This window comes from Phenylobacterium sp., from assembly GCF_004297125.1.
In the GTDB taxonomy this organism is placed as follows: Bacteria; Pseudomonadota; Alphaproteobacteria; order Caulobacterales; family Caulobacteraceae; genus Phenylobacterium.
In genome coordinates this window covers 223,167-243,437 of sequence record NZ_SCVD01000019.1, presented here as the reverse complement: position 1 = coordinate 243,437, position 20,271 = coordinate 223,167, and the positions used below count along the sequence as shown (strand labels likewise).

18 protein-coding genes are annotated in these 20,271 nt (G+C 71.3%); 9 read left to right on the top strand and 9 right to left on the bottom strand.

The genetic code is table 11. The features are described from left to right. Window positions 1-39 precede the first annotated feature (39 nt). Window positions 40-1,086, top strand: a complete 1,047-nt coding sequence (gene mutY, locus EPO51_RS09475; protein ID WP_293349225.1) for an A/G-specific adenine glycosylase — start codon at window positions 40-42, stop codon at window positions 1,084-1,086. Here mutY and EPO51_RS09470 read toward each other — a convergent pair. From EPO51_RS09470 to EPO51_RS09450, 5 genes are all read right to left on the bottom strand, one after another. Continuing rightward, a complete protein-coding gene (locus EPO51_RS09470) occupies window positions 1,083-2,237 on the bottom strand; it encodes an MFS transporter (protein WP_293349224.1) in 1,155 nt (384 codons plus the stop codon). The genes mutY and EPO51_RS09470 overlap by 4 nt on opposite strands. Window positions 2,238-2,318: 81 nt before the next feature. Continuing rightward, window positions 2,319-3,398 (bottom strand): site-specific DNA-methyltransferase, encoded by a 1,080-nt coding sequence (locus EPO51_RS09465; protein ID WP_293349222.1) that lies wholly within the window; start codon window positions 3,396-3,398, stop codon window positions 2,319-2,321. Between the two features lie 87 nt (window positions 3,399-3,485). Beyond that, window positions 3,486-5,729 (bottom strand): ATP-binding protein, encoded by a 2,244-nt coding sequence (locus tag EPO51_RS09460; RefSeq protein ID WP_293349220.1) that lies wholly within the window; start codon window positions 5,727-5,729, stop codon window positions 3,486-3,488. 136 nt (window positions 5,730-5,865) lie between these two features. Beyond that, complete coding sequence (locus tag EPO51_RS09455; RefSeq protein ID WP_293349218.1) at window positions 5,866-6,531, bottom strand: ribonuclease HII; 666 nt, start codon at window positions 6,529-6,531, stop codon at window positions 5,866-5,868. Next, window positions 6,531-7,121, bottom strand: a complete 591-nt coding sequence (locus EPO51_RS09450) for a DNA-3-methyladenine glycosylase I (protein WP_293349216.1) — start codon at window positions 7,119-7,121, stop codon at window positions 6,531-6,533. Before EPO51_RS09450 ends, EPO51_RS09455 begins: the two co-directional genes overlap by 1 nt. Before the next feature lie 51 nt (window positions 7,122-7,172). Between EPO51_RS09450 and EPO51_RS09445 the strand changes: the two genes are divergently transcribed. Then, a complete protein-coding gene (locus EPO51_RS09445) occupies window positions 7,173-8,054 on the top strand; it encodes an alpha/beta fold hydrolase (RefSeq protein WP_293349214.1) in 882 nt (293 codons plus the stop codon). On the opposite strand, the gene ygfZ is transcribed toward EPO51_RS09445, so the two are convergent. Continuing rightward, window positions 8,025-8,846: a CAF17-like 4Fe-4S cluster assembly/insertion protein YgfZ gene (gene ygfZ / locus EPO51_RS09440; protein WP_293349211.1), complete on the bottom strand. Its 822-nt coding sequence runs from the start codon at window positions 8,844-8,846 to the stop codon at window positions 8,025-8,027. The two genes, EPO51_RS09445 and ygfZ, sit on opposite strands and share 30 nt — an antisense overlap. Before the next feature lie 54 nt (window positions 8,847-8,900). On the opposite strand from ygfZ, the gene EPO51_RS09435 reads away from it, so the two are divergent. Together EPO51_RS09435 and EPO51_RS09430 are read left to right on the top strand one after the other, a co-directional pair. Further along, a complete protein-coding gene (locus EPO51_RS09435) occupies window positions 8,901-9,881 on the top strand; it encodes a glycosyltransferase family 9 protein (protein WP_293349209.1) in 981 nt (326 codons plus the stop codon). Between the two features lie 3 nt (window positions 9,882-9,884). Further along, a complete protein-coding gene (locus EPO51_RS09430; protein WP_293349207.1) occupies window positions 9,885-11,219 on the top strand; it encodes a dihydroorotase in 1,335 nt (444 codons plus the stop codon). Here EPO51_RS09430 and EPO51_RS09425 read toward each other — a convergent pair. Further along, a complete protein-coding gene (locus EPO51_RS09425; RefSeq protein WP_293349205.1) occupies window positions 11,216-12,571 on the bottom strand; it encodes a serine hydrolase domain-containing protein in 1,356 nt (451 codons plus the stop codon). The genes EPO51_RS09430 and EPO51_RS09425 overlap by 4 nt on opposite strands. 95 nt (window positions 12,572-12,666) lie before the next feature. Here EPO51_RS09425 and EPO51_RS09420 point away from each other — a divergent pair, with 95 nt between their 5' ends. Then, window positions 12,667-13,017 (top strand): YciI family protein, encoded by a 351-nt coding sequence (locus EPO51_RS09420; RefSeq protein WP_293349203.1) that lies wholly within the window; start codon window positions 12,667-12,669, stop codon window positions 13,015-13,017. Continuing rightward, window positions 13,017-14,234, top strand: a complete 1,218-nt coding sequence (locus tag EPO51_RS09415; RefSeq protein WP_293349201.1) for an RNA polymerase sigma factor — start codon at window positions 13,017-13,019, stop codon at window positions 14,232-14,234. Before EPO51_RS09420 ends, EPO51_RS09415 begins: the two co-directional genes overlap by 1 nt. On the opposite strand, the gene EPO51_RS09410 is transcribed toward EPO51_RS09415, so the two are convergent. Continuing rightward, on the bottom strand, window positions 14,231-14,872 hold the full coding sequence (locus EPO51_RS09410) for an NUDIX hydrolase (RefSeq protein WP_293349198.1): 642 nt from the start codon (window positions 14,870-14,872) through the stop codon (window positions 14,231-14,233). The two genes, EPO51_RS09415 and EPO51_RS09410, sit on opposite strands and share 4 nt — an antisense overlap. Window positions 14,873-14,962: 90 nt before the next feature. Between EPO51_RS09410 and EPO51_RS09405 the strand changes: the two genes are divergently transcribed. The 3 genes from EPO51_RS09405 to EPO51_RS09395 are packed head-to-tail and all read left to right on the top strand — an operon-like array spanning window position 14,963 to window position 19,935. After that, complete coding sequence (locus EPO51_RS09405; protein ID WP_293349195.1) at window positions 14,963-16,567, top strand: ADP-ribosylglycohydrolase family protein; 1,605 nt, start codon at window positions 14,963-14,965, stop codon at window positions 16,565-16,567. Between the two features lie 51 nt (window positions 16,568-16,618). Next, complete coding sequence (locus EPO51_RS09400) at window positions 16,619-18,397, top strand: feruloyl-CoA synthase (RefSeq protein WP_293349193.1); 1,779 nt, start codon at window positions 16,619-16,621, stop codon at window positions 18,395-18,397. Continuing rightward, window positions 18,394-19,935, top strand: coding sequence for an acetolactate synthase large subunit (locus tag EPO51_RS09395; RefSeq protein ID WP_293349191.1), 1,542 nt, complete (start codon window positions 18,394-18,396; stop codon window positions 19,933-19,935). Before EPO51_RS09400 ends, EPO51_RS09395 begins: the two co-directional genes overlap by 4 nt. Here the strand turns inward: EPO51_RS09395 and EPO51_RS09390 are convergent. Then, window positions 19,932-20,225, bottom strand: a complete 294-nt coding sequence (locus tag EPO51_RS09390; protein WP_293349189.1) for a DUF1330 domain-containing protein — start codon at window positions 20,223-20,225, stop codon at window positions 19,932-19,934. The two genes, EPO51_RS09395 and EPO51_RS09390, sit on opposite strands and share 4 nt — an antisense overlap. Window positions 20,226-20,271 lie beyond the last annotated feature (46 nt).

Here is a 20,271-nt window from a genome sequence, read left to right as displayed (position 1 = left end):
CTTCTACCGCGCGGCCGGCGGGGATGGTAGGCGGTGCGCGTGACCCCGGACACCCTCCGCGCCCAGCTCCTCGCCTGGTATGACGCAGGCGCCCGCGACCTGCCCTGGCGCGTGGGGCCGGCCGACCATGCCGCGGGCGTGCGGGCCGATCCCTACCGGGTGTGGCTGTCGGAGGTGATGCTGCAGCAGACCACCGTGCCGCACGCCACGCCCTACTTCCTGAAGTTCACCGCCCGCTGGCCGACCGTCACCGCGCTGGCGGACGAGGCGGATGGCGAGGTGATGGCCGCGTGGGCGGGGCTTGGCTACTACGCCCGCGCCCGCAACCTGCTGGCCTGCGCCCGTGCGGTCGCCAGCGGGCACGGCGGCGTCTTCCCTGACACCGAGGAAGGTCTTCGCGGCCTGCCGGGCCTGGGCCCCTACACGGCCGCCGCGGTCGGCGCGATCGCCTTCGACCTGCCCACCAACGTCGTGGACGGCAACGTGGAACGGGTCATGTCCCGCCTGTTCGCCGTGGAACAGCCCCTGCCGGACGCCAAGCCGGAGCTGAAGCGCCTGGCCGCCGCCCTGGTCCGCGACGACCGCCCCGGCGACTGGGCCCAGGCGCTGATGGACCTGGGCGCGACCGTCTGCCGGCCCAAGGCGCCGCTCTGCGACCGCTGCCCGGTGTCGGAACACTGCGCGGCGCTGGCGACGGGCGCGCCGGAAACCTATCCCCGCAAGACCGCCAAGGCCGAACGGCCGCACCGCTACGGGGTGGCCTACGTCCTGACCCGTGGCGACCAAGTGGCCCTCGTGCGCCGCCCGCCCCGAGGCCTGCTGGGCGGCATGCTGGCCCTGCCCACCAGCGAGTGGCGCGCCGCCCGCTGGTGCAACGACGAGGCGATCCGGGATGCGCCGGCCGACGCCGCCTGGCGCGGGGTGGGCGAGGTGGAGCACGGCTTCACCCACTTCACCCTGACGCTCCAGCTCCTGCGGGCTGAGGGCGACGCGGAGGATGTGATCTGGAGCCCGCGCCGCGACCTGGACGCCCTGCCCAGCGTGTTCCTCAAGGCCGCCCGCGCGGGGCTCGCGAACCTGCTTTAGCTACGGGCCTTTCGCGGGAAGGCGACGCTGAGGATCGCGAAGCCGGTCAACGACAGGACCAGCGCCGTGGCCGGGATCGCCGGCACGCCCCAGGCCGCCAGCGACGCTCCGCCGGCCGCGGAACCCAGCGCCTGGCCCACCGCGATAACCGAGCCGTTCAGCGCCAGCGCCACCGGCGCGCCGTCGGTCATGTGGATCAGCCGCGCCTGGATCACCGGCGTGATCGAGAACAGCGCCGTGGCCGCCACGAAGATCGCCAGGGCCACCAGGAACTGGCTGGGCAGGCCGGGCGGAAGGGCGTGGTGCGTGGCGGCGAAGTGCAGGGCCATGGCCACCCCCTGGATCGCGAAGCCCTGCATGATCCAGGCCTTGCCCACGTCGCGGTCCGCGGCGCGGCCGCCGAGCCACAGTCCCGCGATGGAGCCCAGGCCGATCATCGCCTGGAAGGCGCCCACGCCGGCGCCGGTCACGCCCGCCCCCACCCGCACCACCGGGGCGATGTAGAGGTTGAGGGTCATGTTGGCCGCGAACACCAGAAAGGTGGTGAGGTACAGGGGCCAGATCGCGTGGACCGGAACCGTGCCGCCCTCGCGCTTCGCCGGCGCCGGGACCGGCGGCAGGAAGAAGGTCACCGCCACCAGGGCCGAGGCCGAGAGCAGGGCGGCGAACAGGAAGGTGGCGCGCCAGCCGAAGATCGAGCCCACGACGCTGCCCATCGGAATGCCCAGCACGAAGGCCAGGGTCATGCCGCCCGCCACCATCGCGAGCGCCGATCCGCGCCGCTCCGGGGGAACCATCGAGGCCGCCGCCACACTGGCCGCCGGGCCCGACATGGCGCCCGCCAGTCCCGCGAGGCCGCGCAGCCCCAGCAAGGTCTCGAAGTTCGGCGTGAAGGCGCAGGCCAGGTGCAGCAACAGGCCGAAGCTGAGCCCCGCCAGCACCACCAGCCGCCGATCGAACCGCGCCAGCACATGGGCGGCCACCGGTCCGAGCACGGCCGAGGTCAGGACATAGGCGGTCTGCAGCTGGCCCGCGACCGCGGTCGAGACGCCCAGGTCCGCGGCCATCGTCTCGAGCAGGCCGGCGAAGATGAACGCCGCCGACCCGAACGCGAAGGTGACCATGGTCAGCACGAAGACGCGCGGATTCATCGCCGCCGCTGCCCCATGCCGATCGCCCCCAAACGCTTGTTTGAGGTCAAGGTGACCGAAGAACCGGTATGTGGCTAGACGTCAGTTCGGCATCTGCGCACGGACCTTGGCGCGCAGGACGTCGATGGGGGCCAGGCCCTTGTCGGTCTTGAAGTGCCAGTAGGTCCAGCCGTTGCAGGCCGGGGCCGACTGCACCATGGCGCCCACCTTGTGGATCGAGCCGGCCAGTTCGCCCACCACCAGGCTGCCGTCGGCGCGGACCCGGGCGGCGTTGCGTCCCTGCGAGCAGTAGAGCACGTCGCCGGCCCGGAGCAGGCCCGCCTCCACCAGGCTGCCGAACGGCACTCGCGGCTCGGACTTTTTGGAGCCCGTCACCGCCATCTCCGCGGAGGTCGCCGGGATCACCTTGGCGATGCGCTCCTTGGCGATCCTGGCGTAGTTCTCCTCGCGCTCGATGCCGATGAACTTGCGACCCAGCCGCCGCGCCACCGCGCCCGTGGTTCCGGTGCCGAAGAAGGGGTCCAGGATGATGTCGCCCGGCTTGGTGGACGCCATGATCACCCGGTGCAGCAGGGCTTCCGGCTTTTGGGTCGGATGCGCCTTGGTCCCGGTCTCGTCCTTCAACCGCTCTTCGCCGGTGCAGAGCGGCAGCGTCCAGTCCGAACGCATCTGCAGCTCGTCGTTGGCCATCTTCATGGCGTCATAGTTGAAGGTGTAGCGCCGCCCGCCCCGGCTCTTGGCCGCCCAGATCAGGGTCTCGTGGGCGTTGGTGAAGCGCGTGCCCTTGAAGTTCGGCATCGGGTTCGACTTGCGCCAGACGATGTCGTTCAGGATCCAGAAGCCCAGGTCCTGCAGCGTCGCGCCGACGCGGAAGATGTTGTGGTAGCTGCCGATCACCCACAGGGCGCCGTCGTCCTTCAGGACGCGCTTGCATTCCTTCATCCAAGCCTTGGTGAAGGTGTCGTAGGTCTCGAAGCTCTCGAAACGGTCCCAGTCGTCGTCGACCGCGTCCACCTTCGAGTTGTCCGGCCGCAGCAGATCGCCGCCGAGCTGCAGGTTGTACGGCGGATCGGCGAAGACCAGATCGACCGACCTGTCGGGGAGCTTCTTCAGCTCCTCCAGGCAATCGCCTTGCAGAATGGCGTCAACCGGCAGCCCCATGGCCCAACCTCAATCCAACAGAAGGCTGAATCTTTCGGTCTGACATGGTGAACAGGCCGTCAACGACGTTGGCGAAAAATTCGAACGTCAGGCCGCCAACGCCGCATTGAGGTGCGGTTCCAGGGCGCCGAGCAGCTGCGGCACCGACACCGGCTTGTTCAGGTGGCCGTCGGCGCCGGCGGCGATCCCGGCCGCCACGTGCTCCTGCAGGCCGTTGGCCGAGACGATGTAGATCGGCATGCGGGGCCGGCCGGCCCCGGCTTCCCAGTCGCGGATGCGGCGGGTGGCCTCGAAGCCGTCCATGACCGGCATCTGGATATCCATCAGCACGGCGTCGAACCGGCCGGTGGTCGCGGCCTCCACACCGGCCCTGCCGTCCTCGGCGTCCGCGTGGTCGATGCCGGCGGAGTCCAGGATCAGGCCCAGGACCTGACGGTTGATCTCGTTGTCGTCCACCACCAGGACGCGGAAGCACCCGGGCTCGCCCGCCACGGCCACCGCCAGTACGACCGGGGGCTCGGCCTCGCGCAGCGCGGGGAGGTCGAGGGTGAACGAAAAGGTCGAGCCCACGCCCGGCCGGCTGACGCAGTCGAGCTCGCCGCCCATCAGCGCCACATATTCGCGGCTTATCGCCAGGCCCAGGCCGGCGCCGCCATGCTTGCGTGTCGAGCTGTCGTCGGCCTGCTGGAAGCGGCCGAACAGGGTCGCCTTCAACGCGTCGTCGAAGCCGGAGCCGGTGTCGCGGACCTTGAAAGTCACTTGGTCGCCCTGGCGATCCAGCACGAGGGCGACTTCGCCGTCATCCGTGAACTTCACCGCGTTGCTCACCAGGGCGCCCAGCACCTGGCGCAGGCGCATGGCGTCGCACGCCGCGTGGACGCCGGCGCCCGGCGCGATCTCGACGGTGAGGGCCAGGCCCTTCTGCGCCGCGCGGGCCGCGTAGAGGTTGGCCACCGCATGCACCAGGTCGCCCAGCGCCGTGGGCTCTGGCCGCAGCTCGGCGGCCCCGGCCTCCACCCGCGCGAGGTCCAGGAGGTCGGTCAGCAGCGAATTGAGCAGCGCGCCGGACGTGCGGATCACGCCCACCAGCTCCTGCTGCTTCGGCGTGAGGTCGGAGCCCATCAGCACGTCGGCCACGCCCAGTACGCCGTTCAGCGGCGTGCGGATCTCGTGGCTGATATTGGCCAGGAACTGGCTCTTGGCGCGGTTGGCGGCCTCGGCGGCGTCGCGCGCCTCGGCCATGGCGCGGGTGGTTTCACGCTGCTCGGTGATGTCGGTCACGACCGAAACGCCACCACCGTCCTGGGTCTGGAACGAGTCGTGGCGGATCCAGCGGCCGTCAGGCAGCCTCAGCTCCAGGCCGATGCTGTTCCGGGCCGCCCGCGCCGGCGGCGCGTCAAGATCGAACTGTGGCTCCCAGCCGGCCGCCAGCACGCGCTCGATCAGGCTTTCCTTCGCCATGCCTTCGGTCAGGGTCACCTTGGCGCTCGCCATCAGGGTCTCGTAGGCCTTGTTCCACGACGCCAGGCGGCCGTCGGGGTCGAAGAAGGCCAGCCCGGAAGACACCGCATGCAACGCGTCGCGCATCCCGCTGAGCGTGGAGCGGCGCCCAAGGCGCTCCATCCAGATCAGGCTGAAGGCCGCCGCCAGGATCAGGCCGGTCATCGCCACAGTCGCCAGCGCCAGCACGCCACGGCCGACCAGTTCTTCCGGCAGGGCCAGGGTCGGGTCGGGCACGAGCCGAAGGGCGGTCATGGCGGTGAAGTGCAGGCCGACGATGCCCAGCAGCAGCAGCGTCGCAGGCACGGTCCAGCCGGCGCGGCCCTTAAGCTGCAGTCGCGCGTAGAACGACGCCGCGCCGCCGGCCATGCCGACCACGACGGCGGCGACCACGTACGCCGTGTCCCATTCGGTGTGGGCCGCGGCGCGCATGGCGTCGATGCCCATGAAGTGCATGGCCGCCACGGCGAGGCCCGTCAGCGCCCCACCCGCCAGGGCCGCCGCGCGCCCGCTCTGCAGCACCGGAACGGCGAAGCCGACGCCCATGCCGATGATCGCCGTCACCAGCGAGAGGGCGGTGGTGGCCGGGGCATAGCCGGTGGGCAAGCTCGGCAGGTAGGCCAGCATGGCGATGAAGTGGGTAGCCCACACGCCGCAGCCCGCCACCATGCCGGTCAGCCCCAGCCAGAGCAGGCGCGATCCCTTGGGCGCCGTCAGGCTGCGGACATGGAAGCCCATCGCCGAGCTGCACGCGATGGCGCAGGTCAGCGCAGCCAACACGACCAGTCGAAGGTCGTGCTCGACGACAATGCACGTCAGGACCGAAAGCATGGGGAGGCTCGAACTCAACGGGTTCGAAGCCTAGGTGAACCAAGTTAAGATTAGTTGGCCGGATTCCCGCCTGGGACGCTACTTTCGAGAACACCACCCAAAGCTGCATTCGCGGCCACCGAAGAGATCGCCTGGATCACTCCCCGAACGGGAGCTCGTCCTGCAAATCGCTTTCCAGCCGGGGGTCCTTGCCCGCCAGCACCAGCTTCACCGGCCGCCATGACCGGCGGTGGATCTCGCACGGCCCGAGGCTGACCAGGGCCTCGATATGCACCGGCGCGTTGTAGCCCTTGTGGCTGGCGAAGCCGTAGCCGGGATAGAGCCCGTCCATCTCCATCATCAGCCGGTCGCGGGCCACCTTGGCCAGGATCGAGGCCGCGGCGATGGACTTCGACTTGCCGTCGCCGCCCACCACCGTCTTCACCTCGCACGGCAGCTTGAAGCGGTAGTTCCCGTCGACCAGGGCGAACATGGGTTCCACCGCGAGGGCCTCGATGGCGCGGCACATGGCCAGGCCGGTCGCGTGCAGGATGTTGAGCTCGTGGATCTCCTCGACGCTGGCGAACCCCACGCCCCAGGCCACCGCCTTGGCCTTGATCTCCAGCTCCAGCTCCTCGCGCGCCTTGGCGGTCAGCTTCTTGGAGTCGTCCAGGCCCTTGGGGATCTTGCGCGGATTGTCGGAAAGGATCACCGCCCCTGCGCTCACCGGCCCGGCCCACGGCCCGCGGCCGGCCTCGTCGACCCCGCAGACGGGACCGCCCACGAAGGCCTTTTCCAGCAGGAGCGTGGGACCCTTGGTCATCAGCGCACCAGCGTCTTCACCTGGTCGTGGCGGAAGCAGCAGGTGAAATGGTCGTTGACCATGCCCACGGCCTGCATCCAGGCGTAGACGATCACCGGCCCCACGAACTTGAAACCCTTGGCCTTCAGCGCCTTGGACACCTCTTCGGCCAGTTCGGTCTTGGCGGGCACGTCGCCGAAGGCGCTCCACCGGTTCTGGATCGGCTTGCCGCCCACGAAGCCCCAGCAGAACTCCGAGAAGTCCTCGCCCCGCGCCTGCATCAGCAGATAGATCCTGGCGCTCTCGATGGCCGCGTCGATCTTGGCGTTCGACCGCACGATGCCTGCGTCGGCCATCAGCCGCGCCCGGTCCGCCTCGCCATAGCGCGCCACCTTCTCCGGATCGAAGTTGTCGAAGGCCGCGCGGAAGGCGTCACGCTTGCGGAGGATGGTGATCCAGGCGAGCCCCGCCTGGAATCCATCGAGGACGAGTTTCTCCCAGAGCGCCCGGGAATCGTATTCCGGAACGCCCCATTCGGTGTCGTGATAGGCCTCGTACAGCGGGTCGCCGGCCATGCCGCGCCATTCGCAACGAGTCAGGGTCTGGGTCATCGGCCGCACTCTCAGCGCAGCCGGGGTCCCGAAACAAGAGGCCAACTTTCGATGGCGTTCGAAGGCTTCCAGTTGTCGCAGGTGAAGACCGACGAGGTTTCGCTGCGCGTGCGCCACGGCGGCTCCGGCCCGCCGGTGCTGCTGATGCACGGTTACCCCGAGACCCACATGATGTGGGCCAGGGTCGCCGAGGGACTGGCCCGCGACTTCACCGTGGTCTGCCCCGACCTGCGCGGCTACGGCGGTTCGACCAAGCCGCCCTCATCCGACGACCACGAGACCTCATCCAAGCGGGCCATGGCCCAGGATGCGATAGCCGCAATGCGCCATTTCGGCTTCGAGCATTTCGACGTGGCCGGGCATGATCGCGGCGGCCGCGTGGCCTATCGACTGGCGCTGGACCACCCGCGGGCGGTGCGGCGGCTCTCGATCCTCGACATCATCCCCACCGGCGAGGTCTGGGCCCGGGCCGACCGCCGCTTCGCCCTCGGCTACTGGCACTGGCCGTTCCTGGCCCAGCGTTATCCCGTGCCGGAGACCCTGATCGGCGCCGATCCGGAGTATTTCTTCTTCAAGGGACAGTACCCCCACGCGGCGGCGATCTTCGGCGCCGAGGCCCTGGCCGACTATGTGGCCGCGGTGCAGCGGCCCTCCGTCGTCCACGCCATGTGCGAGGACTATCGGGCCGGCGCGGGCTACGACCGCCTGCTCGACGAGGCCGACAAGACGGCCGGGAAAAGGATCGCCTGCCCGCTCCAGGTCCTCTGGGGCGGCAAGGGGGCGCTCGCCGCCTGGTACGACACCCTGGCCGTCTGGCGCGAGTGGGCCGACGACGTGCGCGGCCAATCCCTCGACTGCGGCCACTTCATCCCGGAGGAAAAGCCGGAGGAGACTCTGGCGCTGCTACGCGGCTTCTTCGCCGAGGGCCGATAGCATCCAGCCGGGCGTCTCTACCCGCGCAGCGCGCCCATCCACGGTGAGCGCCGCGCCCAGCGCCCGGTCCAGGCGCACCAGCGCGATCGCCCGCCCGTCGCCCCCGGACAGCACCTCGCCCGCCCGCAGCTCGCCGTTCAGCACCTCGGTCCCGTAGGCCGGGGCCGGCCCTTCGAACACCAGCGGCAGCATGCGGTTCTTTATGACGCCCCGCCGCTTCATGCGGGAGGTCGTCTCCTGGCCGACGAAGCAGCCCTTCTTGAAATCGATCCCGTTCAGCAGGTCGAAATTGGCCTCGATCGGATAGGTCTTGTCGGCCCCCCAATCCCGCGGTCCCGGCACGCCCAGCCGCAGCTTCTGCGCCTCGCGGTCGGCCTCCTGGGCGTTAGCCTCGAAGGCGCCGTATCCACGCCACCCCAGCTCGGGAAGCCGCGGATCGCGCACCCAGCCCGCGCCGTCCGGAGCCTCGCCATCGAACAGGATGTTGACCGGCGTCTCGTCCGCCGCGAGCTCCACCTTGGCCCGCAGCCGGTACAGGCCGAGCCGCTGGAGGATGGCGTCGCGATGCTGCGCCTCGACATCCAGCCACGCGCCCTCCGCGCGCCCGACCACGAACAGGTCGAAGAGCAGTCTGCCCTGCGGCGTCAGCAGCGCCCCGAACCGCGCCTCGCCGGGCGCAAGCGTCTCCACGTCCTGGGTGATCAGCCCCTGCAGGAAGCTCCGCCAGTCCGGCCCGCCCAGCGCGATGAGGCTGCGGCTTGGCAAGTGCGCAATAGAGACAGTGTCCGACATCCCGACAATTTGGGGCCGCAGGCGGTGGAGCGCCAGCCGTCTGGCGTTATAGACATGCCGATGTCCGCCGCCGCCTTCCCGATCCTGTTCATCACCGCCACGCGTATCGGCGACGCGGTGCTGTCCTCGGGGCTGATCAAGCGGCTGGCCGACGAGATCCCCAACGCCCGCTTCACCATCGTCGCGGGCCCGGACGCCGCCCCGCTGTTCGCCCACGTCCCCGGTCTGGCTCGGCTCATCGTGCTCGAGAAATCCAAGAGCGGCAGCCACTGGTTCGAGCTGTGGCGGAAGGTGCATGAGACGAAGTGGGGCCTGGTGGTCGACCTGCGCGGCTCGGGGATCTCGCGCTTCCTGTCGACCCGGCGCCGCGCCATCCACAGGAAAAGCACCGAGCCGATCCACAAGGTGCTGGAGGCGGCCCGCGTCCTGAGGATCGAGGATGAGCCCGCCCCGCCGCACATCTTCACCAACCCCGACGTCGAGGCCTACGCCGACGAATTGCTGAACGGCGCCGGCCCGATCCTGGCCATGGCGCCGGCGGCCAACTGGATCGGCAAGACCTGGCCGGTGGAGCGGTTCAGCCAGGTGGCCATGTCCCTGCTGCACGGCTACGGACCCATGGCCGGCGGGCGGCTGATGGTGCTGGGCGGTCCCGGGGACGAGGCGCTGGGCCGCTCCCTCAAGGACTCCGCCGGGCGACGCTTCATCAACCTGGCCGGCAAGGTCGACCTCCTTACAGCCTTCGCCTGCCTGAAGCGGGCGCGCCTGTTCATCGGCAACGACTCGGGCGCCATGCACCTGGCCGCCGCGGCCGGCTGCCCCACGATCGGCCTCTTCGGCCCCTCCGACGAACGGCTCTACGCGCCGTGGGGCGAGCATGCCGTGGTCGTGCGCGGGCCCCGGTCGTTCGAGCAGATCCGGGCGGTTGACCCTGGATTCGGCCAGGCGCTGTGTCACATGATGGACCTGCCGGTGAAGACCGTCCTCGCCGCCGCCAACGACCTCCTGAAGGCCACGGAACCCCAGAAAGCCTGACTGATGCCTGAGAGCTACGACCTGATCGTCCGCGGGGGCGAGGTGGTGAACCATGCCGGGCGCGGGGCCGCCGACGTGGGCGTGACCGGCGGTAAGATCGCCGCGGTGGGCGACCTCTCCCAGGCCTCGGCCGGCGAGGTGTTCGACGCCTCGGGCCTCACGATCATGCCGGGCGTCATCGACACCCAGGTCCACTTCCGCGAGCCCGGCCTGGAGTGGAAGGAAGACCTGGAGACCGGGTCGCGCTGCGCGGTTCTCGGGGGCGTTGTTGCGGTCTTTGAAATGCCGAACACCGAGCCCACCACCACCGACCCGGACGCGCTGGCCGACAAGCTTAAGCGCGCCAACCACCGCATGCATTGCGACCACGCCTTCTACGTCGGCGGCACGCACGAGAACGCCGCCTTCCTGGGCGAGCTGGAGCGCCTGCCCGGCTGCTGCGGGATCAAGGTGTTCATGGGAGCCTCCACCGGCACCCTGCTGGTGCAGGACGACGAAGGCATCGAGCAGGTGCTGCGCCACATCAACCGCCGGGCCGCCTTCCACTCGGAGGACGAGTACCGCCTGGCCGAGCGCCGGCCGCTGGCCCGCACCGGCGACTGGACCAGCCACCCCGAGGTGCGCGACGCCCAGTCGGCGATCCAGTCCACCCACCGCCTGGTCCGGCTGGCCCAGCAGCTCGGCAAGCGGATCCACGTCCTGCACGTGACCACCAAGGACGAGATCGAATACCTCGCCGCCCACAAGGACGTGGCCTCGGTCGAGGTCACGCCCCAGCACCTGACCCTGGCCGGCCCCGAGGCCTATGAGGAGCTCAAGGCCTTCGCCCAGATGAACCCGCCGATCCGCGACGCCTATCACCGGGCGGGCCTCTGGGCCGGCATCGCCAACGGCGTGGCCGACGTCCTGGGCTCGGATCATGCCCCGCACACCCGCGAGGAGAAGGCCCGGCCCTATCCCGCCTCGCCCTCCGGCATGCCCGGCGTGCAGACCCTGCTGCCGATCATGCTGACCCATGTGGCCGACGGGAAGCTCAGCCTGGAGCGCCTGGTGGACCTGACGAGCCACGGCGCGCAACGCATCTTCGGCCTGGCCGACAAGGGCCGGCTGGCCGTCGGCTACGACGCCGACCTGACCATCGTCGACCTGAAGGCCCGGCGCACCATCACCCACGACCAGATGGCCACCCGCGCCGGCTGGACCCCGTTCGACGGCTTCGAGGCGAAGGGTTGGCCCAAGGCCACGATCATCCGCGGCCGCGTGGTCATGCGCGACGACGAGATCGTGGCGCCCAGCCTGGGCGAGCCGGTGCGGTTCCTGGAGACGCTGGCCGCCTAATCCAGCGCCGCCAGCACGTCTTTCGCGAACTTCGGCGCATCGAACTGCGGGCCGCCCGCGGCGTCGAAGCCGCGCCGCACGACGATCACCTTCCTCGACGGCACGATGAACACGTACTGTCCGCGGTTGCCGTTCATGGCGTAGGTCCCCTCCGGCAGGCCCAGCGCCTCGCCGTAGAGCCAGAAGAAGGCGCCGTAGCCCGCGTTCCGCTCCGGCTGCACGGGCGCCGGCGTGGCCACGAACCCCGACCACCCGGCCGGCAGCAGCCGCTCGCCGTTCCAGACCCCGTCGTTCTGGTAGAGCAGGCCCAGCCGCGCCAGGTCGCGGGCCGTCGTCCAGACCTGGCTGGAGAGGATGTAGTTCCCCTGCCAGTCGGTCTCCGGCGTGGTGCGCCGCATCCCGATCTTCCACAACAGCTCGGCGAACGGGAACTCCAGCGCCGCCTTCCCGTCGCCCAGGGCCGCGCGCACGCTACGCGCCGCCAGCAGGGTGTCGTTGTTGGCGTACCGGAACCGGGTGTCGGGGGCGACCTCCAGCGGCATCCGCGTCGCCCATTCGGTCACCGCGCCGCCGCCCAGGTAGACCTCGTCCGTCCGGTTGCCCGGCCCGTCGGTCCAGAGGCCCGAGTTCATGTGCATCAGTTGCGCCATCGTGATCGCCGCGCGCGGGTCGCCGGGCGTCTTCCACTCCGGGATGTTGGCCGGCGCCTCCACCTTCACCTTGCCCAGTTGCACGGCCCGTCCCACCACCGTGGCGGTCAGGCTCTTGGCCGCTGACCAGGTCCGCTGCGGCGTGTGCAGGTCGTAGCCCGCCCGGTACTGCTCGCCGATGATCTTGCCGTCGCGCACCACCAGCACGGCCGTGGTCGCGCCGCCGTAGGCCGCCTTGTCGAACGCCTTCTCCACCACGGGGCCCAGCTTGGCCGGGCCGGGCGCGGTCGCCCCTTCGTCCCCATCCGGCCACCGGGCCTTCGCAGGCGGCGGCTGGATCGCCAGTCGGGGGAGCTTCGCGATCCCCGTGGCCGGCGCGCCGATCGGCAGTTGCGCGCAGCCCAGGCCCGGCCGCCACGCCGCGATCCGCGGCGGCAGCTTGTCGTCGAACGGCACGCTTACCGTTTTCGCCGTCCGGTCCACCGTCGCCGGCAGGGTCCGCACCAGCGCCTGGTAGTCTGGATAGATGCCTTCCAGGTCGTCGGCGGCGACCTGCGCCTCGCTCTGGCCGGCGTTGAAGATCCCGCTGCACAGGAAGGCCGCCTTGTAGCCGGCCGCCAGGGCGCGGTTGTGTGGATCGTCCGCGGCCGAGGCCGAACTCGCCGCCAGCACCAGGGCCGCCGTCAGAAAAATCGCACGCATGTCGCAAGCCCCTGTCGAATCCGCTGCCGGTGGCGCGTCTCCCGGATGACGCACGCCTCCGCGTCGCGCAATCTCAACCCGAGCGGGAGACCAAGATGCAATACATGATCCTGATCTACGAACCCGAGGACGCCTATGCCGGCGAGGCCGGCCAGGCCGCGCTGGCGGACATCGTCGCCAAGCATATGGCGCTCGCCGGCGAACTTCGCGCCAAGGGTATCCAGAAGGACGGCGCCGGCCTGCAGGGCAGCGAGACCGCGACCACCGTGGTCACCCAGAACGGCCAGCAGACGATCCACGACGGCCCGTTCGCAGAGACCCGCGAGCACCTGGGCGGCTACTACCTGATCGACGTGCCCGACCTCGATGAGGCCCTGGCCATCGCCAGACGCGTGCCGGTGACCGATGGCGGCAAGGTCGAGGTCCGGCCGCTGATCGTCCACTGATGCGCCGCTTCGGCCAGGCTATCTCCGCGGCCCGTCCGCGGGTGGTCGCCGCCCTGGCCGCGCGCCTGCGCGACCTGGACCTGGCCGAGGACGCCTTCGCCGAGGCCTGCACCTCTGCCCTCGTCGCCTGGCCCAACCAGGCGCCGCGCGACCCGGCCGCCTGGCTGTGGCGCGCGGCGCTCCGGCGCGCCATCGACGCCAAGCGCCGCGCCGCCGTGCGCGAGCGCGCCGTGCTGGACACGCCCGAACCGGAACCCACGCCCGAGGAGGCGCTGATGGCGGCCCACCAGCCCATCCCGGACGAGCGGCTGAAACTGATCTTCGTCTGCTGCCACCCTGCGCTGGCGCCGGACTCCCGGGTGGCGTTGACCCTCAAGGTTGTCTGCGGCCTCTCCACCCAGCGGCTGGCGCGCGCGTTCTTCGTCGGTGAACCGGCCATGCTGCAACGGATCACGCGGGCCAAGGCGAAGATCGCCGGCGCCGGCGTGCCCTTCGAGGTTCCGGCCCGCGACGCCTGGCCCGAGCGCCTGGAAGCCGTCCTCACCACACTCGAGATCGCCTACGCCCAGGCCTATGAGGACGCCGCCCTGGCCGGCGAGACCGCCGGCTTCGCCGTCGAGGTCCTGCGCCTCTCCGGCCTGCTGGCCGAGCTCGTCCCCGACGAACCCGAGGTTCTGGGCCTGGCCGCCCTGGTCCGGTTCGCGGAGGCGCGCCGCCCCGCCCGCCTGGGCGACCTGGGCGCCATGGTTCCGCCCGACCGGCAGGACATCGGCCTGTGGCGCCGCGACCTGATCGCCGAGGGAGCGACGCTCCTCGACCGCGCCGCCGCCCTGGGCCGCAGCGGACCCCGCCAGATCCTGGCCACGATCCACGCGACCCACTGCGCGCGCGCCGAGACCGGGGGCGCCACCGACTGGCCGACGATCGCCGCCCTCTACGACATCCTGGCCCAACTCCGGCCCCACGCCGCCATCGCCATCAACCGCGCGGTCGCCATCGGCGAGGCGGAGGGGGCGGCGGCGGGCCTCGCGGAACTGGCGAAGATCCAGGGCATGGAGACCTGGCTGCCCTACCAGGCCGCGTTCGCCGCCCTCAGCGCCAAGGCCGGCCGGCGCGCGGACGCCCGCGCGGCCTATGACGCGGCGCTGGCGCTCGGGCCCGCGCCGGCGGAACGGCTGTATCTGGAGGCGCGGCGGCGTTCCCTGACGACCACCTAGCTCGCGGCCTCGTACAGGCGGGCGGGCCGATGGGAGCCGTGGGCGAAATCATCGGTCTCGGACACGCACCCCAGGCTGGCCACCATCTTGCGGAAGTTCCGCTTCTCCGCTTCCTCGCCGGTGACCGCCTCATACGCCCCCTGGAGCTGGCTCAGGGTGAACCTCGCCGGCAGCAGGGCGAACAGGGGCGAGATCGTCCGCGCCCTCGACCCCAGCACCTCCAGCGCGCGGCGCAGGATTTCGGCGTGGTCGAAGGCCAGCTCCGGCAGGTCGCCGACCGCGAACCATCGTGCCTGGGCCGCGTCGGTGCTGGCCTCCAGGCGCAGCTCGTCGGACGCCAGCAGCGCCAGATAGGCCACGGAGATCACCCGCTCCCGCGGGTCGCGATCCGGCGCACTGAAGTTGCCGAAGTGCAGGAGCAGGTCCGCGTCGACGCCGGTCTCCTCCAGGAGTTCGCGACGCGCGCACTCGTCCAGCTCCTCGTCGGGCTGGAGGAAGCCGCCCGGAAGCGCCCACGCGCCCAGGTAGGGCGCCGCGCCCCGCTCGATGAGCAGCACGTTCAACGCGCCGCGCCTCAGGGTGAAGACCGCGATGTCCGTCGCGACGGCGGGGTGGGGATATTCGTATGTGAAGGGCATGTTCGTGTATTGACGACACTAAGTCAGGGCTGGTAAGTGTGATTCACACACTAAGTCAGTTCACCTCCGTGTCAACCGAGGGTCCCGGTCATGAGTCTCGCCTGCGCCTCGCAATCGTTCCGTATCGAAGCGATCGCTCACGGTCGGGCGATCATTGGCGTGTCGGCCTGCCCCGGCGGGGGTTCGGCCAGCCTGGCGGAAGACCTCGAGGCGGTGACGGCCTTCCGGCCCGACGCGATCGTCACCCTCATGTCGCCGCAGGAGCTCAGGCTCCTCGGGCTCGCGGACCTTCCCGACGCCCTGTCCGGCCTGACGCCCCAGTGGCACCACATCGCCCTGCGCGTCGGCGCCCCGCCCGACGCGCGCTTCGAACGCCTGTGGACCTACGCCGGGCATCGATTGAGGGAGGTCCTGCGGCGGGGCGGCAAGGTGTTGATCCATTGCGACGGGGGCGGTGCGCGCGCCCGGTGGATGGCGGCGCGGCTCCTGGTCGAGCTTGGCGTTCCCGCCGGCGAGGCCGCGGCGAAGGCGCGGGCCCCGCGCCTTGCGACGCCTGCGCTGGGCCAGTCCCGCGCCTCGGCGCCGGCCGACGGAGCCGTCCGGCAACACCGCCTGGCGGGGAAGATCCTGGGCTGCCTCCTTGGCGGGGCGCTGGGCGACGCGTTCGGCTATCCCGTCGAGTTCAAGTCCTGGACGCAGATCCGCAAGACGTTCGGCGACGCGGGGCTCCTGGAGCCGCAAGCCCAAGGAGGACGCCTCCCGGTCAGCGACGACACCCAGATGGCGCTCTACACCGCCGACGGCCTTCTGTCGGCGGTCGCGGCGGGGGCTCCTCCCAAGCCCGAGCAGATCCTGGCCCGGGTGCGGCACGCCTACCTGGCCTGGTTCCGCACCCAGCGGGAAGAATGGACGTCAGGACCCACGGGCCTCAGTCAGTATCGCGAACTCTGGGCCGTGCGCGCGCCGGGCAGCACCTGCCTGTCGGCGCTGAAGGCCGGCGCGCGCGGGACGCCCGCCGCGCCCATCAACGACTCGAAGGGCAGCGGCGCCGTCGCGCGCGTGGCGCCGCTGGGCCTGATTCCGGGGATCGACGTGGACGAGGCCTTCCACCTTGCCCACGCCGCGGCCGCGCTCACCCACGGCCACCCCACCGGCCGCCTCAGCGCCGCCGCCCTCGCGAGCCTGGTCCGCGACCTTCTGGCCGAGACGCCCCTGGCGACGGCGCTGACGCGAATGGAGGCCCGCCTGGAGAAGACGGCGGGCGGCCAGGAGGTGCTGGCGGCGGTCCGGGCGGCCAGGGCCGCGGCGGCGAGCGACACCCCGCCCCGCGACGCGCTCGCGACCCTGGGGCAAGGCTGGACCGGCGAGGAGGCCCTGGCGATCGGCCTCTACGCCGCGCTCCGGGCCGACAGCTTCGAGGATGCGCTCCGCCTGGCGGCGAACCATGACGGGGACAGCGACACCACCGCCTCGATCGCCGGCCAGGTCTGGGGAACGCTCCACGGGGTCGACGCGCTGATCCACGCCTGGATACGGCAGCTCGACGTGATCGAGCCGCTCTGCGACGTCGCGGACCGCCTCATCGCGTGCGCCGCCGCGAGCGTGGGAGAGACCGAGCCCGTGGACGCCAGGCCCCTTCAGTCGTTGCGGTACAGGCCGTCGCCCTCGCTCGAGGCGAGCCAGCCGTCTCAATGAGCCGACGCGAAGGGCTTCCCTTTCGCGCGCCGCCCCCGTAACCCTCGGCGCATGGACGCCGAGCTCAACATCTCGACCGCCCCGTTCCGGGACCCACGCTATGCGCCAAGCCGTCTCGACGTCGAGGAACGCGCCGGCGGCGAATATGTGCTGACCAACCCGACGCCGTTCTCGACCCGGTTCGAGACGACCACGTCCCCACTCGCCCATTGGGCCGTCGCGGCGCCGAAGCGCGTCTGGCTGGCCGAGCGCTCGGGCGCCGGCTGGCGGACCCTGAGCTTCGCAGAGGCCTGGCAGCGGATCGCCGCCCTGGGCGCGGGCCTGCGAGACCTGGGCGTGGTGGGCGAGCGGCCGCTGCTGATCCTCGCCCGCAACAGCATCGACCATGCCTTGATCGCCTACGCCGCCATGGGCCAGGGAATGCCGGTGGCGCCGGTCTCCCCGCAGTACGGCCTTCCGGGCGCGAATGTCGCGCGCCTCGCCCATGCCTGCGAAGTGCTGCGGCCGGCCGCCGTCTACACCGAAGACGCCGCCCTGTTCGCGGAAGGCCTGGCCGCCGACGTCCTGGCCGGCCTGCCGGTGATCGCCGCCGCCAATCCCCGGCCGGGCGACACGCCCCTGGCGCGGCTGTATAGCGTCGGATCAACCCCGCCCACCGCCACGCCGGAGCAGCACGCCAAGTACCTGCTGACCTCTGGCTCCACCGGCCTGCCCAAGGCTGTGATCAACACCCAGCGCACCATGAGCGTGAACGCGGCCCAGATCGCCGCCTGCTTCGACGATCCCGATCCCCCGGTGATGGTTCACTCCGCGCCCTGGAGCCACAGCCTCGGCGCCAACGCGATTCTGCACTACTCAGCCCACCGTGGCGGCTCGCTCTACATCGACGCCGGCCAGCCCACCGCCGCCCGGTTCGGCGAGACGCTGCGCAACCTGCGCGAGGTGGCGCCCACCTACCAGAACATGGTCCCCGCCGCCTGGATGCTGTTCGCCGAGGCGCTCGAGCAGGACGACGAACTGGCGCGCGCCTTCTTCTCGCGGGTGCGCCTCCTGCAGTACGGCGGCGCCGCCCTGGGCCAGGCCACCGCCGACCGCATCCAGGCCGTGGCGGTGCGCACGGTCGGCGAGCGGATCAGTTTCGGGTCGGGCTACGGCGCCACCGAGACCGGGCCGACCGCCTGCAACGTCCATTGGGCCAACGCGCGGATGGGCATGATCGGCCTGCCCCTGCCGGGGACTTCGGTGCGCCTCGTCCCGGAGGCCGGCAAGCTCGACTTCCGGGTCAAGGGTCCCCAGATCACGCCCGGCTACCTGGGCCGGCCCGAACTCTCCGCCGCCGCCTTCGACGACGAGGGCTTCTACCGCCTGGGCGACGCCGCCCGCTTCGTCGAACCGGGCCAGCCGGGGGCCGGGATGGTTTTCGACGGCCGGCTCTCGGAGAACTTCAAGCTGGCCTCCGGCACCTTCGTCTCGGTCGGGGAACTGCGGATCGGCGCGGTCGGCGCGATCGGCGACGCGGTGACCGACGCGGTCGTCTGCGGCGAGAACGGCGAGGCCGTGGGCCTGCTGCTCTACCCGAACCCCACCCGGCCCCGGCCCGAGATCGAGGCCGCCGTCCGCAAGGGCCTGGAGGGGCTCAACGCGCGCGCCAAGGGCTCCGGCGGCCGCGTCGCCCGCGCCCTGCTGCTGCCCGAGGCGCCCGACGCCAGCTCGGGCGAGATCACCGACAAGGGCTACATCGCCCAGAGCCTCGCCCGCGCCCGCCGCGCCGAGGCCATCGACCGGCTGTTCGCCGACCCCGCCCCCTCCGACGTGATGGTGTTCCAATGAACGGCGCCGACGCCCTGATCTCGACCCTGGTGGCCAACGAGGTCACCGCCTGTTTCGCCAATCCCGGCACCAGCGAGATGCAGTTCGTGGCGGCGCTCGACGGCGTGCCGGCCATGCGCCCGGTGCTGTGCCAGTTCGAGGGCGTGGCCACCGGCGCGGCCGACGGCTACGGCCGGATCGCCGACAAGCCCGCCTGCACCCTGCTGCACCTGGGCCCCGGCTACGGCAACGGCGTGGCGAACCTGCACAACGCCAGGCGCGCCTACACGCCCATTGTCAACGTGATCGGCGACCACGCCACCTATCATCGCCAGTACGACGCGCCGCTGAACTCCGACATCGCCACGCTGGTGAAGCCGAACTCCATCTGGGCGAAGTCGGCCGACACGCCGGACGCCGTGGCCGGCCTCGCGGCCGAGGCCGTGGCCGCCAGCTTCGGGCCGCCCGGCGGGCCCGTGAGCCTGATCCTGCCGGCCGACAGCGCCTGGCTCCCCGCCTCCGGCGAGCCGGTGATCGCCCAGCGTCCGGTGCGCCCCGCCCCGGCAGGTTCCGCGGTCGAGGCGGCCGCCAGGGCGATCAAGGCGGCGAAGAAGCCGGTCCTCCTGCTGGGCGGCCAGGCCGTCCGCGCCGAGGCGCTCAAGGAAGCCGCGCGCCTCCAGGCGGCCGGCGTCACCGTCTATTCCGACACCTTCGTCTCCCGCCAGCCGCGCGGCGCCGGCGGCTTCGCGCCGAAGAAGATGCAGTACTTCGGCGAGATGGCCCTGGCCGAGCTCGAGGGCGTGGACCTGATGGTCTATGCGGGGACCACCATGCCGGTGGCCTTCTTCGCCTATCCCGACCGGCCCAGCGTGCTGGTCCCGGAGGGCTGCGCGCAGCTCACCCTGGCCGAGCGGGGCGAGGACGCCGTCGCGGGCCTGGCGGCCCTGGCCGACGCCCTGGGCGCGCCCAAGGAGGGGCCCAGCCAAACGCTCTCGCTGCCCGAGGCGGCGCCCACCGGCAAGCTCACGGCTTATGCGGTCGGCGCCTCGATCGCCCGGCACATGCCCGAAGGCGCCATCATCTGCGACGACGCCGTCACCTCCGGCGCGGGCGTCGCGGCGGCCGGCTCGACGGCGCGGCCGCACGAGGTGCTGGCCCTGACCGGCGGCGCCATCGGCATCGGCCTGCCGCTGGCCATCGGGGCCGCCGTCGCCGCGCCCGACCGCAAGGTGCTGAGCCTCAACGGCGACGGGGCGGCGATGTACACCGTCCAGGCGCTCTGGACGATGGCGCGGGAAGACCTGGACATCACCGTGGTGGTCTTCGCCAACCACACCTACCGCATCCTCAACATCGAGATGCAGCGCACGGGGGCCGGTGAGGCCGGCCCCTCGGCCCGCAAGCTGCTGGACCTGGGCGACCCCAAGGTGGAGTGGGTCCAGCTCGCCCGCGGCCTCGGCCTGCCCGCCGTCCGCTGCACCAGCGCCGAGGACTTCGAGCGCGCCTTCGAAGGCGCCATGGGCCAGCGCGGGCCCATGTTCATCGAGGCGGCGATCTAGCCGCCCAGCCCTTCGGCCAGGATGACCCGATAGTCGGCGCCCTTCAGCCGGTGCTGCTTGGCCTCCTGGTAGGCAGGGCTATCGTACCAGGCCCGGGCCGCCGCCTTGTCGGGGAACTGGAGCAGCACCACGCCCTCGGCGGAGTCGCCCTCCAACACCTCCAGCGGGCCGTAGTACGCCAGCGGCGTGATCTGGTGGTCGCCCCGCGCCGCGCCGGCCTTCTGGCTGTAGGTCTTCAGCTCTTCGGCGTCGATGGTGCTGTTCTTGATGAAGATCACATAGGCCGGCATGGGCGTTCCTTCGATTCCAGAAGGCCCAATCTCGACGCCCTGCCCC

What these genes read in the sequence shown, in the direction of transcription:
- EPO51_RS09395 (WP_293349191.1), top strand. Translation starts at nt 18,394, where the DNA reads ATGAACGGCGCCGACGCCCTGATCTCGACCCTGGTGGCCAACGAGGTC.
- EPO51_RS09405 (WP_293349195.1), top strand. Translation starts at nt 14,963, where the DNA reads ATGAGTCTCGCCTGCGCCTCGCAATCGTTCCGTATCGAAGCGATCGCT.
- EPO51_RS09415 (WP_293349201.1), top strand. Translation starts at nt 13,017, where the DNA reads ATGCGCCGCTTCGGCCAGGCTATCTCCGCGGCCCGTCCGCGGGTGGTC.
- EPO51_RS09420 (WP_293349203.1), top strand. Translation starts at nt 12,667, where the DNA reads ATGCAATACATGATCCTGATCTACGAACCCGAGGACGCCTATGCCGGC.
- EPO51_RS09430 (WP_293349207.1), top strand. Translation starts at nt 9,885, where the DNA reads ATGCCTGAGAGCTACGACCTGATCGTCCGCGGGGGCGAGGTGGTGAAC.
- EPO51_RS09445 (WP_293349214.1), top strand. Translation starts at nt 7,173, where the DNA reads ATGGCGTTCGAAGGCTTCCAGTTGTCGCAGGTGAAGACCGACGAGGTT.
- EPO51_RS09450 (WP_293349216.1), bottom strand. Translation starts at nt 7,121, where the DNA reads ATGACCCAGACCCTGACTCGTTGCGAATGGCGCGGCATGGCCGGCGAC.
- EPO51_RS09460 (WP_293349220.1), bottom strand. Translation starts at nt 5,729, where the DNA reads ATGCTTTCGGTCCTGACGTGCATTGTCGTCGAGCACGACCTTCGACTG.
- EPO51_RS09400 (WP_293349193.1), top strand. Translation starts at nt 16,619, where the DNA reads ATGGACGCCGAGCTCAACATCTCGACCGCCCCGTTCCGGGACCCACGC.
- EPO51_RS09410 (WP_293349198.1), bottom strand. Translation starts at nt 14,872, where the DNA reads ATGCCCTTCACATACGAATATCCCCACCCCGCCGTCGCGACGGACATC.
- EPO51_RS09455 (WP_293349218.1), bottom strand. Translation starts at nt 6,531, where the DNA reads ATGACCAAGGGTCCCACGCTCCTGCTGGAAAAGGCCTTCGTGGGCGGT.
- ygfZ (WP_293349211.1), bottom strand. Translation starts at nt 8,846, where the DNA reads ATGTCGGACACTGTCTCTATTGCGCACTTGCCAAGCCGCAGCCTCATC.
- EPO51_RS09470 (WP_293349224.1), bottom strand. Translation starts at nt 2,237, where the DNA reads ATGAATCCGCGCGTCTTCGTGCTGACCATGGTCACCTTCGCGTTCGGG.
- EPO51_RS09425 (WP_293349205.1), bottom strand. Translation starts at nt 12,571, where the DNA reads ATGCGTGCGATTTTTCTGACGGCGGCCCTGGTGCTGGCGGCGAGTTCG.
- EPO51_RS09390 (WP_293349189.1), bottom strand. Translation starts at nt 20,225, where the DNA reads ATGCCGGCCTATGTGATCTTCATCAAGAACAGCACCATCGACGCCGAA.
- EPO51_RS09465 (WP_293349222.1), bottom strand. Translation starts at nt 3,398, where the DNA reads ATGGGGCTGCCGGTTGACGCCATTCTGCAAGGCGATTGCCTGGAGGAG.
- EPO51_RS09435 (WP_293349209.1), top strand. Translation starts at nt 8,901, where the DNA reads ATGCCGATGTCCGCCGCCGCCTTCCCGATCCTGTTCATCACCGCCACG.